Raw genomic sequence first — 15072 nt, 5'->3', positions numbered from 1 at the left:
TAGGACATGGAATGGTTCGATAGTTTGGATGGCTTGAGAGATCGAATAATTATGGTATAAGCGGAACGCACTAAGGCAGTATAAAAAATGTTGTTGTTAGTTCCGTCACACCCCCTATTTATGATATAATGTCATCTTGACGGTTAAAAAGATGAGATCAAATGATCAAATGATTTTTATTATAGATAGGGGTTAACGAGTAAAAATGAGTTTATTAACAGTAGAGGATTTATCCCATAATTTTGGTGGACGTACGTTATTTAAAGATGTCTCTTTCCGTTTGTTGGAAGGAGAACATGTAGGTTTTGTTGGTGCTAATGGAGTGGGTAAATCTACTTTAATGAATATTCTAACAGGTACGTTGCTTCGAGATAGTGGAAAGGTTGAATGGACCCCGCGCGTTCATTATGGTTATCTGGATCAACATACGAAGTTAACCCCAGGGAAGACAGTTAGAGATGTTCTAAAAGATGCATTCTTACCTTTGTTGGTACTTGAAGAAGAATTGACAGTGATCACCAACAAGATGGGTGATGCGACACCGGAAGAATTGGATATGCTTCTAGAGCAAATGGGAGATATTCAAGAGCAGTTAGAGATAGGCGATTTCTATATGCTTGATGTAAAAGTTGAAGAAATGAGCCAAGGATTAGGACTTACTGCAATTGGGTTAGATCGGGATGTAGCTTCTTTGAGTGGTGGACAGCGTACGAAGGTATTACTTGCCAAGTTGTTGCTTGAGAAACCGACGGTATTACTGCTTGATGAGCCTACGAACTATTTGGACGTAGAGCATATTGAGTGGTTAACACAGTATCTGAAGAACTACCCACATGCTTTTATGCTGATATCACATGATACAGACTTCATGAATCAAATTGTCAATATTATCTATCATTTGGAATTCACCAAATTAACTAGATATACAGCGAATTACGAGAAATTCCTTGAGATGGCAGATATGAATAAGAATCAACATGTTGAAGCGTATGAGAAACAGCAGGATTACATTAAGAAGCAGGAAGATTTCATTAATCGTAATAAGGCACGTGCTTCTACATCCACCCGAGCGAAGAGCCGTGAGAAACAGTTAGGTCGAATGGATCGTATTGAGAAGCCTGAAGAAGCTATGAAACCAACATTCCAATTCAAAGAATCTAGAGCAAGTGCCAAGACTGTATTTGAAGGAATTGATTTCGAAATTGGTTATAGTTATCCTTTACTACCTAAGATGAGTATGTTGATTGAACGTGGCGATAAAATTGCGATTGTTGGTTGTAACGGTGTGGGTAAATCAACCTTACTCAAAACTATTCTTGGTAAAATACCTACTTTAAGCGGTAGAACATACTTAGGGGAATATCTGCAACCTGCCTATTTCGAGCAAGAAGCCATTGCGGGTAAGATTACGCCACTAGATGATGTGTGGAATGAATTCTCTTCGCTTACTCAGAGTGAAGTCCGCGGACATCTAGCACGTGTAGGACTGAAGAATGATCATATTACACGTCCCTTAAGTATGTTGAGTGGTGGGGAGCAAGCAAAGGTACGAATATGTAAATTAATGATGCGTGATGCGAACTGGATTCTATTCGATGAGCCTACGAATCATCTAGATATTGTTGCCAAAGCTGAATTAAAAAGAGCTCTTACGGAATTTAAGGGCACGGTTGTTCTCGTATCCCACGAACCAGAGTTTTACGCCGACTGGGTAACCAAAGAGTGGAATGTAGAAGAGTGGGCATCCAGTAAAGTTTGATAAGAGTAAAGATATCGTAGAGAATTATAGTTGTTATTTCGTCCATCCCAATAATAATGGGATGGATTTTTATTTTTGGAGAAAGATAAGGGTAAGCGTCACTACGGTGTTCATTTTAACAGTGAGTAGGTGAGAGTCTGTGAACCAAATCATACTGTATATACATTATGAAGATGAAGCTGATGAAGCCAACATACAAGCGTTACGAATAGATGGATTTGAAGTGATCGAAGTTGCTCATACTATCGAAATTATAAAGTGTATACAGAATCAAAAAATAGATCTAATTATTATTGATTTCGGCCATATGGGTAATGACTTGAAAGCTATGAAAGAGATACGCAAGACAATGGTTTATGGCCCTATCCTCATCATCTCATACGATACTTCAAGTGATTCTATTATAAAAGGGTTCAATGCAGGAGCGAATGACTATATCGCCATGCCCGTAGATCCAAGAATCTTAATAGTGAGAATACGCAATATATTCCTCTTGGTAGGTATGGTTAACATAGATATGTATGTGCCCATCACGATTGGTGATCTTTATATTGATCCGAATCGTCATCAAGTGAGCCGTGATGATCTGATGATTGAATTAACACCAAAGGAATACGATCTATTATTATATTTAGCAAGACATGTCAATCAGGTATGTTCTAGAGATGAGATACTAAGGTTAGTGTGGAAGTATGATTACTCCTTTGGAACTAATGTGGTAGATGTCTATATCCGTTATTTGAGGTTGAAGATTGATAAGGGGCATCGGCATAAGATGATTCATACATCACGGGGTGTTGGATATATATTAATAGGTATATAATGAACTGCTTAAATAACAATGCTGACAGTTAAGGAAACTGTCAGCATGTTTAAGTCTATCTTATTTAATATGTTTGGAATTAGAACTAGAGCACACGACGAGCCTTTACATAAGTATTCTTCCAATGACCTTTATTAATATCTGAGTACATTACACCAGGAGAGCCATACGTATGAAGCATTTTACCATTTCCAACATACATACCGACATGTGTTATGTTCTTACCATTAGATCGATTACCCGTTGAGAAGAATACTAAATCTCCATTTTTAAGATTTGCTTTTGAAACAGCAACACCCATCTTAGATTGTGAAACGGATGTACGAGGTAGATTCACTCCGTACTTGCCGTAGATTCTTTTCATTAATGAAGAGCAATCGAAGTATCTCGTTGTTGAAGTGGAAGCGCCGAATTTGTAAGGTGTTTTAAGAAAGGTTTTTCCATAGTTAGCGATTTTGGTTGCTTTAGATATGGATACTGTAGATGTTGTAGCTGCTTCGGCTATTGGACTAGCGACAGTTACCGCTGCTGTAAGTGCTAATGACGAGCAAATTCCTACGATTGCTAATCTATGAGTCCATCTGTGTTTGTTCATGTTGTTGTACCTCCGTTAGTTGGTTTCTAGTGTTGTTGTTCTGGGTTCGAAACCAAGTATAACAGCTTTGTAATCTCCTAATAATTAGTATTCAATAGAAAGAGAGCATCATATCAATGGTTACAGCCCCCTTATTAAAATTAAATTAGAATGGTTGAGAGATTAAGTTAATCTCATAAAGTTGCAATAAAAAGGCCGATAAACCCTAATGTATCAAGGAATATCAGCTAATTTTAAAAAGGTTAAAAATAGTTACAAAATTGTATCTATTAATCTTTACTTTGAATAACGAGAAGTAATCCAGATTCAATCGAGATATTTCCTATAGTATTAGAAAGCTGATTGCTAATGGCAAGAGATTGCCCTTGTTGTAAGGTGCCATTATCTAGAGGATACAGGAATCCTTGTAATGTAACGCCTGTCACTTCAGTTGTCATGGGTAATAAAGATACGTAGGTATAACCTAGATCTTTCACTTCTATAGTAGAATTTGTCATCGTCATATAATTATGAGTATCAAGAATGGCGAATGGGATGTGTTCATCCAAAGCTCTATAGAATAAGTGAATATTGGCTAGAGTATGATCAAGGCGTGTTCCAGTTCCTCCGACAAGTAGAATCCCACTAGGTTGTTGCTCAATAGCCATCTCAAATGCTAATTCAGTATCCGTAAGATCCTTATCATAAGTATCACAGGCAATCATTCTTTCGCTATGTAAAGACACAATCTCTTTTTCTTGTAAGCTAATGGAATCGAAATCACCGACAGATAGATGAGGTCGTATATCATGTTGTATCAAAAATAATGCTCCTTTATCCGCACCAATAATGAAGTCATTCCTTTGAATCTCTTGTAAAAAATCGGAATGAAGGTGACCTCCCGAAAAAATGATTACTCGTTTATGTGTCATATCTACTCTTGTTCCTCCAATATAGTCAACGTTATCTTGAAGCGGGAAACCTACGAATAATTATAGTTGAGATTACTAGGTTGTACAAACATGACGTATTGTTGGTACAATTGATCGTATATATGGTGTATATAAGATCAACTAGAATGATTATAAAGGATGAGATGGAATGATTAATGTTTTATTTGTATGTCTAGGCAACATTTGTCGATCTCCTATGGCAGAAGCAGTATTAAGGGATAAAGTGAAAAGCAAGGGATTGGATAATCAGATATCTATCGATTCTGCTGGGACGGGGGATTGGCATATAGGAAAACCCCCTCATGAAGGAACTAGAAACATTTTAGATCAACGTGGAATCAGTTATGAAGGAATGATGGCAAGACAGGTTACAGGTAAAGACTTTTCGGATTTTGATTATGTCATTTGTATGGATGAGTCTAATTTATCTAACCTTCGGAAGCTAACAGGAGGGGAAGAAGCGCAGATCATCAGCTATATGGACCTATTACCTAATGCAACACTTCGTGAAGTGCCAGATCCTTATTTCACAGGAAACTTTGAAGAGGTATATGAACTTATGAACGAAGGATGTACTGTGTTACTAGACAAGATTGAAAGAGAGAAGTTATAATTTACGAATGGGCATGTGTCATCATGCCTTTCTTTTTAGAAGAAAATGTATACGTATACACAGCACTTAACACAGCATAATGAATCCTGCCTTTACTATTTATGTGATTGATAGTAAAAATAGGATTCATAGCATTGGGGTTTACTTTTTAATCGTGAATATTATTCTCTAAAGAAATATAACAATGCTTCTGGTAATTCCTTCTGCCAGAATCCCCAAAGATGTTGGCCTTCTTTCTCTTCGTAATGAATTTGCGCACCGCGAGATTGTAACAAATCATGAGTGTCTTGATTCAGTTGTACGAAGTTATATATACCTGTATCTGTTTGGTATGCATTTTCTTGAAGTCCCACGATCATGAAGATATTTAACCAAGATAAATCTTGTTGTGAAGCAATAATGGCTTGTGATTCTTCATAATAAGCACCAGATAGACTAAGGACTCTAGTGAACAGATGTGGGTATTGAATGGCAATATGAAGAGATACACTTCCACCTAGAGAATCACCGGCAATCACAACGTCAGAGGGGTCTGTTCTTACGGGATATTTCTCACTTACATAGGGTATAATTTCTTCAGCGAAGCATTTCAAATAGTTGTGGAATCTGTCTCCAAAAGGTGCATATTCAGCAGTTCTTACGGATGTATCCACCTCAACACCCACAATAATGAAAGGTTCTGCTCCTTCATCTAGGATTAGACGATTTGCAATCGTTGCAATTCTGCCGAAATTGAAGAATTCTTCTCCATCTTGGCAATATACAACAGGATAGCTTAGAACTTCATTATAACCAGGAGGAAAATAAATACGGAGGTTACGATTTTCATTTAAAAATTGACTCTTTATTTGATCTTTAATGATTGTTCTTTTCAAGTAACGTGAATCTGTCATGATTGATCCCCTTTCCTTATCTTTTAATTTTGCAATACGAATAGGAATAAGCTAAAATTGACTTGAATTAATATCGGAGTTGCCGTTTTCTGTTATAGTAATTATCATGTCCTGTTATACATACAAAAACCCGAGGAACTTTAAATTAACTGGCATTTTCCTTTGACGAACGTATAGAACAGGTGTATAATAATTCTATAACAGGTGCACATGATAAATCAAATGATATATCAAATTATTTTGTCGAGGTGAAGAAAATGAGTAAGGTTCCTTACGAAGTGTATACAGAGGAAGTTGAGGCATTATCTGTACTTTCTCCAGATGGTGAAATTGTAAATAAAGATATGATGCCGGACTTAACCGATGATCAATTGAAAGAAATTATGTATCGCATGGTATTTACTCGTACATGGGATGATCGTGCAGTAAATCTAGGACGTCAGGGCCGACTTGGTTTCTACGCTCCTGTATCTGGTCAAGAAGCAACAATGGTAGGTAGTGAATTCGCTCTTGAGAAAGAAGATTTCTTGTGTCCTGGATATCGTGATATTCCACAGTTGGTATGGCATGGTCTTCCATTATATCAAGCTTTCCTTTATTCTCGTGGACATCAACATGGCGGTCAAATTCCAGAAGGTGTTAACGTATTAATGCCACAAATTATCATTGGTGCGCAAATCCTTCATGCTATGGGTATAGCTATGGGATTCAAATTAAAGAAACAAAAGCAAGTAGCAATTACGTACACAGGTGATGGTGGTTCGTCTGAAGGAGACTTCTATGAAGGCTTGAACTTCGCAGGCGTATACAAACTTCCTGTTATTTTCTTTGTTCAGAACAATGGTTACGCGATTACTACACCATTCGCTAAACAGACGGCTGCACTTTCGATTGCACACAAAGCAATTGCAGCAGGTATTAAAGGTATCCAAGTCGATGGAATGGATATTTTTGCAGTTATCAAGGCTGTTCAAGAAGCGGCTGAGCGTGGTCGTAATGGTGAAGGTGCTACGTTGATCGAAGCAGTAACATATCGTTTCCGTCCGCATTCCTTATCTGATGATACGTCTAAATACCGTACGAAAGATGAAGAAGCGGAATGGGCTGTCAAAGATCCAATTGCTCGCTTTGCTAAATACTTAGATAAAAAAGGGCTTTGGACTGAAGAAGATACGGCTCGTGTAAGAGAAGAAGCTAAAGCAAAAGTAAACGAACAGATCAAGAAAGCAGAGCAAGTCGAGAAGATGACGATCCCTGGTCTGATTGATAGTATGTTCGAACATACACCGAAACACCTTGAAGAACAAAAGGCGGATTTTTAATATAAATTATAGTAAATACGTACTCATTCTTGAATGACTTTTATTTGAATGTGAATGTTTAAGGAGGATAATGAAGCGATGGCACAAATGAACATGAAAGAAGCAATTCGCGACGCAATGCGCGTTGAATTAGAACGTGATCCGAATGTATTGCTCTTCGGTGAAGATGTAGGTAATGTTGGTGGTGTTTTCCGTGTAACAGAAGGCTTGCAGAAAGAATTCGGTGAAGAGCGTGTGTTTGATACACCACTTGCTGAATCTGCGATCGGTGGTATGGCGGTTGGACTTGGAATTCAAGGTTTTCGCCCTATTGCAGAAATTCAGTTCATTGGATTTATATTTGAGGCACTAGATCAAATGTTAATTCAAGCTGCTCGTATGCGTTATCGTTCGGGCGGACGTTATAATTCCCCTATCGTTTTCCGTACACCATTTGGTGGCGGTGTTAAAGCAGCTGAGCTTCACACGGACTCATTAGAAGGGTTGATTGCACAGACTCCTGGTATCAAAGTGGTTGTACCTTCTAACCCGTACGATGCAAAAGGTCTTTTGATTGCTGCGATTCGTGATAATGATCCAGTATTCTTTATGGAACACTTGAATCTGTATCACGCATTCCGTGCAGAGGTTCCAGAAGGTGAATATACAGTAGAGATTGGTAAAGCTAACATTGTTCGTGAAGGATCTGATGTGACCATTATTTCTTATGGTATGACAGTTCATACAGCGACTAAGGCAGCAGATGAGTTAGAGAAGAGTGGCATTAAGGCTGAAATTATTGATCTTCGTACTCTAAGCCCACTTGATATAGATACAATTATTACTTCTGTTAAGAAGACAAATCGTGCCATAGTTGTACAAGAAGCACAAAAGAGTGCGGGTATCGCAGCAGAAGTTATTGCGCAAATTAATGAGAAGGCTCTTTTACATTTGGAAGCACCAGTTCTTCGTGTTGCTGGTCCAGATACAATATATCCATTTGCACAAATTGAAGACACATGGCTTCCAACACCTGCTCGGATCATAACTGCAGTTAATAAAGTAATGGAATTTTAATTTCTCTCAGTCATAAATTAGGAGGTAAGAACATTGGCTAAATTTGAATATCGTTTCCCGGAATTAGGCGAAGGCTTACACGAAGGTGAAATCATTAAGATGCACATTAAGCAAGGTGACAAAATCACAGATGACGATATTATCATGGAAGTTCAGAATGACAAAGCAGTCATCGAAGTGCCAAGTCCAGTAAACGGAACAGTTATCGAAGTACGTACGAAGGACGGACAAGTATGTCGAATCGGGGACGTTGTAGCCGTTATTGAAGCTGAAGGCGACATTCCTGATCAAGAGATTCATGCAGAAGAACAATCTAGTCAAGAAGCGGATGCGGCACAAGGTAGTGCGGATACAACTTCTTCACCTGCTAAAGATCAAGCTAATGAAGCACCAACATCATCTGCAACTCCTGTTGCACCGAACAAAGATGTTCTTGCTACACCAAGCGTTCGCAAATTAGCGCGTGAGCATGGCATTGATATATCTAATGTAACGGGTACAGGTACAAATGGTAAAATTACGAAAGAAGATGTTGAATCGTTCAAGAATGGTGGTCAAAAGACTTCTGAGCCAGTTGCTGAAAATGCACAAGCAGAAGAGACAACTTCTACTTCTACAACGGTAACTTCTTCAGGTAATGCTAATCTTGAAGAGGAACGTGTTCCATTCAAGGGAATACGTAAAGCAATTGCAAACGCAATGGTTAAGTCAGCATACACTGCTCCACACGTAACCATTATGGATGAGGTAGATGTAACTGATTTGGTAGCATTCCGTACGCGTATGAAACCAATTGCAGAGAAAAAAGGTATTAAAGTGACTTACTTACCATTTATCGTTAAAGCTTTAGTTGCTGCAAGTCGTCAATATCCAGCACTTAATGCTATGATCGATGAAGATAGTAATGAAGTGGTATACAAAAAATACTACAACGTTGGTATTGCAACAGATACACCTAACGGCTTGATCGTTCCAGTCATTAAAGATGCTGATCGTAAGAGCATTTGGATGATTGCTGAAGCTATTACTGACCTTGCTGTTCGTGGCCGTGATGGTAAATTAAGTGCGAACGAAATGAAAGGTAGCACCATTTCTATTTCCAACATTGGTTCTGCAGGCGGTATGTTCTTTACTCCGATTATCAACTTCCCAGAAGTTGCAATCTTGGGTACAGGTCGTATTTCTGAGAAAGCAGTGATCAAGAACGGTGAAGTGGTTGCAGCACAAGTTATGGCATTATCACTAAGCTTCGACCATCGTATTATTGATGGAGCAACTGCACAACATTTCATGAACTATATTAAATCGCTACTCAATAATCCTGAGTCGCTTGTAATGGAGGTATAATCATGGTAGTTGGAGACGCTTCTTTAGATATCGATACACTAGTCATTGGTGCTGGTCCTGGTGGTTATGTAGCAGCAATTCGTGCTGCTCAACTTGGACAAAAGGTACTTATCGTAGATAAATCAGAGGTAGGCGGTGTCTGTCTGAACCGTGGATGTATTCCTTCCAAAGCTTTGATCGCAGCAGCTCACCAGTATGAGTCCGCTCAGCATGGAGAAGCTTTCGGTGTTACAGCTAAGGACGTTAAGGTTGATTTCACGAAGACGCAAGAGTTCAAGAATGGCGTTATTAAGAAATTAACAGGTGGCGTTGCAGGCTTACTTAAAGGTAACAAAGTGGAAATTTTCAATGGTGAGTGTATGTTCATCAATGAGAACGAGGCTCGTGTATTCAATGAACACGAATCTCCACGTTACCGTTTCAAGAACTGTATTATTGCTACGGGTTCTCGTCCAATCGAACTTAAACCATTCCCATTCGGTGGTCGTATCATGTCTTCCACGGAAGCTTTGGATCTGCCAGAGATTCCTAAATCAATGATCGTTATTGGTGGAGGATACATCGGAGCAGAACTTGGTCAAATGTATTCGAAGTTCGGTACCAAGATCACAATTATTGAAGGTATGGACTCTGTACTTAATGGTTTCGATCCTGATATGACTAAGCTTGTTGTGAAGAGCATGGAGAAAACAGGAATTGAGATCGTTACTAATGCTAAGGCAGAAAGTGCTTCTCAAACAGATAAAGACGTAACCGTTAAATATTCTGTTGGTGGAGAAACAAAAGAGATTACTGCGGATTACTTGCTTGTAACCGTTGGACGTCGTCCGAATACAGATGGTGAACTAGGACTTGATCTTGTAGGTATTGAGATGGATGAGCGTGGATTAATTAAAGTCGATCATCAAGGACGTACGAATTATCCACATATCTTTGCTATTGGTGATATTGTTGCAGGTCCAGCTCTAGCTCATAAAGCTTCATATGAAGGTAAAGTAGCTGCAGAAGTTATTTCAGGTCTTACATCTGTTGTTGATTACAAATGTATTCCAGCAGTTGCATTTACAGATCCTGAATGTGCTAGTGTAGGTTACACAGAGAATGAAGCGAAAGAGAAAGGCTACAAAGTTGTCGTAGCTAAATTCCCATTCGCTGGTAATGGTCGTGCACTATCTCTGAATAGCCCAGATGGCTTCGTGAAGTTGATATCTGAAGAAGGTACAGATCTTGTATTAGGATGTCATATTGCAGGTATTGAAGCTTCTAACTTAATTGCTGAACTTGGTTTAGCTATTGAGATGGGTGCTACACTAGAAGATATCGCATTGACTATACATGCCCATCCTACATTGGGTGAAATTGTGATGGAAGCCGCTGAGTTAGGTCTTGGAAATCCAATTCACGCTATGGCTCCACGCAAGAAGTAAAAGAAATGAATTTATAAGAGGGCTGTCCCATAGTCATGTAAATGGCTAGGGGCACCCTTTTTTTTTTTTTTCAAGGATGAAAACTAGAGGCTGAGAGGACGCTCCAAGGACGGAACATTTCTTCAATCGCTGTGGTCTCCAAATTTCTAGATTAAACCTTTCAGCGGTTGAAATTCAGAGACCAAGGCGACCGCTATCGCTTTTACGAAATCGTTCCGTCCTTTGCGCTACTTTAAGCAGAATTCTGCAACTTTTTAACCGTTTCTGTTCCGAAATAAATAGGGATGTCCTCGAAATTGTATTTACTGTCGGTTTTCTATTTCTATCCGAAGCAAAATACGCTTATCTGAAAAGGAAGAATTTTAACTTAGTGGATTTGAAATTTGAAAACGTCATTACCGAAGTTAAGAAGGTTTCGCTTGGGCTAGGTAGGCTTTCACTTGTAGTGTATATTACAGATATGAATTTACATAAGCCTATGAGTTTTATTTGAATATGATAATGACTGGATTAGATGATAGTAGTGACAATATGTAAAGTATTTAGATCTAAACGGTAAACCGGAGTAACAAAAACAACTCCCTTTGATAAAAGGGAGTTATTCGAACGTGTATTAATTTAAGAGTATGTTGATGAAATGTTGTACAACTAAACATAGATGATTTTTGTGGTTCCAGATCAGAAGAATTACGGGTCTTTTCGAAATAGATTGAATAAATATTCTATCACTCACTTCTGTAGTTCTCGTAATGAATATTGAGATCAATTTCATATTAAGTAGCTCCCCTCTGTATGTTGAAGTTCTACCTAATACTTTTGTAGAGGGATTCTAGACTCAATAATTTATAAGAGAACAGAAATGAATTTAAAAAGAAGGGATTAAAATAGGAGAGATAAAAACACAAAAAAGAAGAATGATATATTCTGAACGTAAGTTGATCCATAGTTAAGTGCAATATGACAGTCTTTTAGTTTCGCTAGTTCTGAATCTTCTAATTGTTGTAAAAAGAATATAAAAGAATTAATAGATACATATCCGAATATTTGGTAAGATGGTATGGTTTGTTAGGAACGATAATAAGACGTATGAATATCTAATGAACTACTATTATCAGATAGATCCCTTGCAGGTGCCATCAACTGAAGATAATCAAGTATTCGATGAATTACAAATAAGGAGCGATGAAGAATGAAGAAAGTAATTACAAGTATGTTAACAGTAGCAATGTCAATGGTAATGTTTGCAGGAATTGTTGGGGCGGCACCAGCTGGATTTAAAGACGTAACGGACAAGCATTGGGCTAAGACAGCAATCGACGAGGCAGTAACAATGGGTTACTTCAAAGGGTATCCAGATGGTACATTTAAGCCTAATAATCCTGTAACGAAAACAGAAATGGCAGTTATTCTATCACGACTAGAGAATCAACCTAATAAGGTAGGATCGGGAAATAGTAACTTTACTGATATTCCAGCGTGGGCTACATCAGGAATTACCGGAGCGATTGAAAAAGGGTTCATTAATACTAGAGAATACGGTACAAAGTTGGATGCAACTAAGTCATTAACACGTGGTGAGATGGCAAAGTGGTTTGCTAATGGATTAACCGTAGTAGATAACGACTACACATTAGCAATGACTGATTCACAAAATACAGTTGTTCCAGCTAAGGAGTATTTCGCAAAGACACTTCCTGCTAAGGATGTATCAGGAATCGCGGTAGTCATGGGAACAGGATTAATGAGTGTTGCCGAAGATAAGACAATTGGAGTTACACGAACAACTACACGTGCAGAGGTTGCTACGTTGTTATCACGGTATAGTGAAGTAGCTACGAAAAAGGCTACCGACTTTAAAGGTTTAACGGAAATGCGTGAGGTTGGTAAGATTGGGACTAATATGTTTGTGGTGGCGCCGTTGGAGGTTATGAGAGGTAAGTTGGTGGATGGGATGAGAGAGGATTATAATGTAGTTGAAGAGTTTAAACCTATGTTAAATAGAAGTATTAAGACAATGAAGAATAATGCGGACATGAAATTACACAACTTAATTGTAGTTGATCCTTCCGATGTAGGGTATCAGAGTATTTACAAAAAGGTATTCATGGATAAAAGTGTTGAAGCGACAAGTATGATGAACGACAGGTTCCTCACATTCTCAGAACAAACTGTAAACTATAAAGGAAATGATAAGGTAGATAGTATTACGGTAGCTAACTTTAGAAATACGGATAGAGTTTTAGACAATATGTCTATACAGCACTTAGCGCCTAAGCAGTACGGATTAACTCACGTTGGGATTGATATGCCTGCGAGAAATCTATTGAAGAAAGATGTTGCTGTAAGATACTGGGGGTACGGTGACTTTTTAAAGCCTAAGTTAGGGGATACAGGATACAATCTTATGGTAGGTATGACAATTATGACTGTAGATGGTGATTGGATGCGGGTAGGAGTAACTAAGGAATACAGACTCCAATAAGCGAGGTGTATAAAATTGAAGTTGACTATTAAATATAGAGTTATGGCTATGGTAGCTATCGTAGTATGTATAGCAATAGCACGGGGTAACTACAGTAGTTTGAGCGCAAACTCAGTGGGGGCGCCATTCACACCAAAAGCACCCTACTTTGAACCCTCATCACCAGCAACTATGCAGAAAAAGATAACTGAGGGGAAAGGGGAAGGTAAAGTACGAGCCAAAGCAGAGTTATTTCAGTTAGATAACGGTAAGTGGAGAGCTGTAAATGGTTCTCCACTAGATATAGCGGACAACGGAAGCAATAAACCAGTAAATGCTGTTCTGAACCTGCTGATTGATCTGTCTGACCCCGCATATATTCCAAATGGATTCACTGACAGTTTGGGTGGTAATATACAACTATCAAAAATACAATCATATAAAGCTGTTCACGTAGTTCACACTGGTATGTCCGCACGTATTGTAGACATAAACTTTAGTGGAGACAAAGCAGTACTGGCTGGGGTTGAGGTTGGTGAGAGTTTCCCTCACTCGGATTACGGACTAATGGGTGGATCAACAACAAAGTATCAGATAACATACCCCCTCCCATTCGACATCGTATACATGGCAAAACTCGAAGAATCCAAAGAAATCCGAATTGGTGGAACACCCTCAGGACCAATGGTTATAGGTGCTACGGCTGACATGTTCGGTCAAATCAGAAGTAAAGAGAGTGCCGTAGCATCCTGGGGAGCATTTGACGGTGTTTCTACAATGGGTTACATATAAGTTACAGCCGATTATAGTAAAATTACATATAGACGAGAGGAAGATTGAATTGAAGGACATCTTCGCAGGAATATTTAAAAGGGTAGTTATCGGTACCTTATTATTCGCTTCACTTGCAGGTTTTACACAAACATCGTTTGCCGCATCAGAGCACAGCATCGCAGTTAAGGTAAATGGATATGAGGTAGTAATCGCAGAAGGAAAAGCATATATAGATGGAGCAACAGATACGACTTATGTACCACTAAGGTTCGTATCCGAAGCACTAAATGCAAAGGTAGGTTGGGATGCTAAAACAGAGACTGCCAGTGTAGCAATGGATAATCCGAAGTCTGATGTATCCGTAACCGTTGGTAAAAAGACTATCAAGGTGAACGGATTGACTAAAACACTGAACGCACCTGCTGTATTGAAGGTAACACCTGGATATAAGTATCCACGTACTATGGTTCCCCTTCGTGCAATCAGTGAAGGATTAGGAGCAAAGGTAAATTACAATGTTGCAGAGAGAACAGTAGAAATTACTACGACTTGGGATACTGGGGTTCCGGAAAAGCCGGACACCAAACCTCCTGTTGTTACGCCACCAGTTGTTGTACCGGGCGGAATTACTGGTGGAACTGAGGGGAATATGAATTGGAAACCTGGAAATATTCCTCAGAAGGATGTCGCACCTAAGATTTTCAATGGTATTAAGTATGATAAGGCGACTAAGACGTTGAAGGTTAAACTACCTGAGATTAAGGGTAAAAATTTGATTGGAGCAATAGTGGAGGGACCGAACCCTAGAAAAGGAAAAGTAACGGATTTAGAGTGGGGTAAGGAGTATACTATTAGTAATTTAGAAGACTTCTCAATTAATATTTACATTGAAGGGGAGTATCTAGGTGAGGCAGGTATCTACGACAGCTACAACATATATTCAGAGAATGTTGCTAAGGTAGCCACTCCAAAACCTATTGTAGGTGACATTACTGTAATAGACCAATTCGGAAAAGTAATACCAATCACAGTAATATACAACGCACTGGGAATTAAACAGTAAAGGAGAG

Annotated in this window: 13 protein-coding genes; 10 read left to right on the top strand and 3 right to left on the bottom strand. The window is 38.7% G+C overall.

Annotation, left to right across the window (positions count from 1 at the left end):
• Positions 1–205: 205 nt before the first annotated feature.
• Together ACH8E3_RS00130 and ACH8E3_RS00125 are read left to right on the top strand one after the other, a co-directional pair.
• Positions 206–1759, top strand: a complete 1554-nt coding sequence (locus tag ACH8E3_RS00130) for an ABC-F family ATP-binding cassette domain-containing protein (protein ID WP_458630557.1) — start codon at positions 206–208, stop codon at positions 1757–1759.
• A 139-nt stretch (positions 1760–1898) separates the two neighbouring features.
• Positions 1899–2582 (top strand): response regulator transcription factor, encoded by a 684-nt coding sequence (locus ACH8E3_RS00125; protein WP_458630556.1) that lies wholly within the window; start codon positions 1899–1901, stop codon positions 2580–2582.
• An 85-nt stretch (positions 2583–2667) separates the two neighbouring features.
• Here ACH8E3_RS00125 and ACH8E3_RS00120 read toward each other — a convergent pair whose 3' ends face one another.
• Complete coding sequence (locus ACH8E3_RS00120) at positions 2668–3177, bottom strand: C40 family peptidase (RefSeq protein ID WP_458630555.1); 510 nt, start codon at positions 3175–3177, stop codon at positions 2668–2670.
• 269 nt (positions 3178–3446) lie between these two features.
• The gene (locus ACH8E3_RS00115) at positions 3447–4088 is read right to left on the bottom strand and encodes a thiamine diphosphokinase (protein WP_458630554.1); all 642 of its coding nucleotides are present in this window, start codon (positions 4086–4088) and stop codon (positions 3447–3449) included.
• 169 nt (positions 4089–4257) lie between these two features.
• Here ACH8E3_RS00115 and ACH8E3_RS00110 point away from each other — a divergent pair, with 169 nt between their 5' ends.
• The gene (locus ACH8E3_RS00110; RefSeq protein WP_458630553.1) at positions 4258–4722 is read left to right on the top strand and encodes a low molecular weight protein-tyrosine-phosphatase; all 465 of its coding nucleotides are present in this window, start codon (positions 4258–4260) and stop codon (positions 4720–4722) included.
• Positions 4723–4883: 161 nt separating this feature from the next.
• Here ACH8E3_RS00110 and ACH8E3_RS00105 read toward each other — a convergent pair whose 3' ends face one another.
• Positions 4884–5615: an alpha/beta hydrolase gene (locus ACH8E3_RS00105; RefSeq protein ID WP_458630552.1), complete on the bottom strand. Its 732-nt coding sequence runs from the start codon at positions 5613–5615 to the stop codon at positions 4884–4886.
• A 257-nt stretch (positions 5616–5872) separates the two neighbouring features.
• On the opposite strand from ACH8E3_RS00105, the gene pdhA reads away from it, so the two are divergent.
• The 7 genes from pdhA to ACH8E3_RS00070 all read left to right on the top strand — a co-directional run bounded on the left by pdhA (position 5873) and on the right by ACH8E3_RS00070 (position 15065).
• On the top strand, positions 5873–6937 hold the full coding sequence (pdhA, locus tag ACH8E3_RS00100) for a pyruvate dehydrogenase (acetyl-transferring) E1 component subunit alpha (protein WP_458630551.1): 1065 nt from the start codon (positions 5873–5875) through the stop codon (positions 6935–6937).
• Positions 6938–7015: 78 nt separating this feature from the next.
• Positions 7016–7993: an alpha-ketoacid dehydrogenase subunit beta gene (locus ACH8E3_RS00095; protein WP_458630550.1), complete on the top strand. Its 978-nt coding sequence runs from the start codon at positions 7016–7018 to the stop codon at positions 7991–7993.
• 33 nt (positions 7994–8026) lie between these two features.
• On the top strand, positions 8027–9340 hold the full coding sequence (locus tag ACH8E3_RS00090; protein WP_458630549.1) for a dihydrolipoamide acetyltransferase family protein: 1314 nt from the start codon (positions 8027–8029) through the stop codon (positions 9338–9340).
• A gap of 2 nt (positions 9341–9342) precedes the next feature.
• Positions 9343–10767, top strand: coding sequence for a dihydrolipoyl dehydrogenase (gene lpdA, locus ACH8E3_RS00085; protein ID WP_458630548.1), 1425 nt, complete (start codon positions 9343–9345; stop codon positions 10765–10767).
• A 1189-nt stretch (positions 10768–11956) separates the two neighbouring features.
• A complete protein-coding gene (locus ACH8E3_RS00080) occupies positions 11957–13249 on the top strand; it encodes an S-layer homology domain-containing protein (RefSeq protein ID WP_458630547.1) in 1293 nt (430 codons plus the stop codon).
• Between the two features lie 99 nt (positions 13250–13348).
• Positions 13349–14020 (top strand): hypothetical protein, encoded by a 672-nt coding sequence (locus tag ACH8E3_RS00075; protein ID WP_458630546.1) that lies wholly within the window; start codon positions 13349–13351, stop codon positions 14018–14020.
• Positions 13995–15065, top strand: coding sequence for a copper amine oxidase N-terminal domain-containing protein (locus ACH8E3_RS00070; RefSeq protein ID WP_458630545.1), 1071 nt, complete (start codon positions 13995–13997; stop codon positions 15063–15065). Before ACH8E3_RS00075 ends, ACH8E3_RS00070 begins: the two co-directional genes overlap by 26 nt.
• Positions 15066–15072 lie beyond the last annotated feature (7 nt).

It is taken from the genome of Paenibacillus sp. CMAA1364 (genome assembly GCF_054373195.1).
The sequence above is the reverse complement of the archived record's forward strand: the minus strand, read 5'-3'. Positions and strand labels throughout refer to the sequence as shown.

Excerpts from the sequence above, each read along its gene's own strand:
- pdhA (WP_458630551.1), top strand. The coding sequence starts at position 5,873 with ATGAGTAAGGTTCCTTACGAAGTGTATACAGAGGAAGTTGAGGCATTA.
- ACH8E3_RS00130 (WP_458630557.1), top strand. The coding sequence starts at position 206 with ATGAGTTTATTAACAGTAGAGGATTTATCCCATAATTTTGGTGGACGT.
- ACH8E3_RS00110 (WP_458630553.1), top strand. The coding sequence starts at position 4,258 with ATGATTAATGTTTTATTTGTATGTCTAGGCAACATTTGTCGATCTCCT.
- lpdA (WP_458630548.1), top strand. The coding sequence starts at position 9,343 with ATGGTAGTTGGAGACGCTTCTTTAGATATCGATACACTAGTCATTGGT.
- ACH8E3_RS00120 (WP_458630555.1), bottom strand. The coding sequence starts at position 3,177 with ATGAACAAACACAGATGGACTCATAGATTAGCAATCGTAGGAATTTGC.
- ACH8E3_RS00105 (WP_458630552.1), bottom strand. The coding sequence starts at position 5,615 with ATGACAGATTCACGTTACTTGAAAAGAACAATCATTAAAGATCAAATA.
- ACH8E3_RS00095 (WP_458630550.1), top strand. The coding sequence starts at position 7,016 with ATGGCACAAATGAACATGAAAGAAGCAATTCGCGACGCAATGCGCGTT.
- ACH8E3_RS00080 (WP_458630547.1), top strand. The coding sequence starts at position 11,957 with ATGAAGAAAGTAATTACAAGTATGTTAACAGTAGCAATGTCAATGGTA.
- ACH8E3_RS00115 (WP_458630554.1), bottom strand. The coding sequence starts at position 4,088 with ATGACACATAAACGAGTAATCATTTTTTCGGGAGGTCACCTTCATTCC.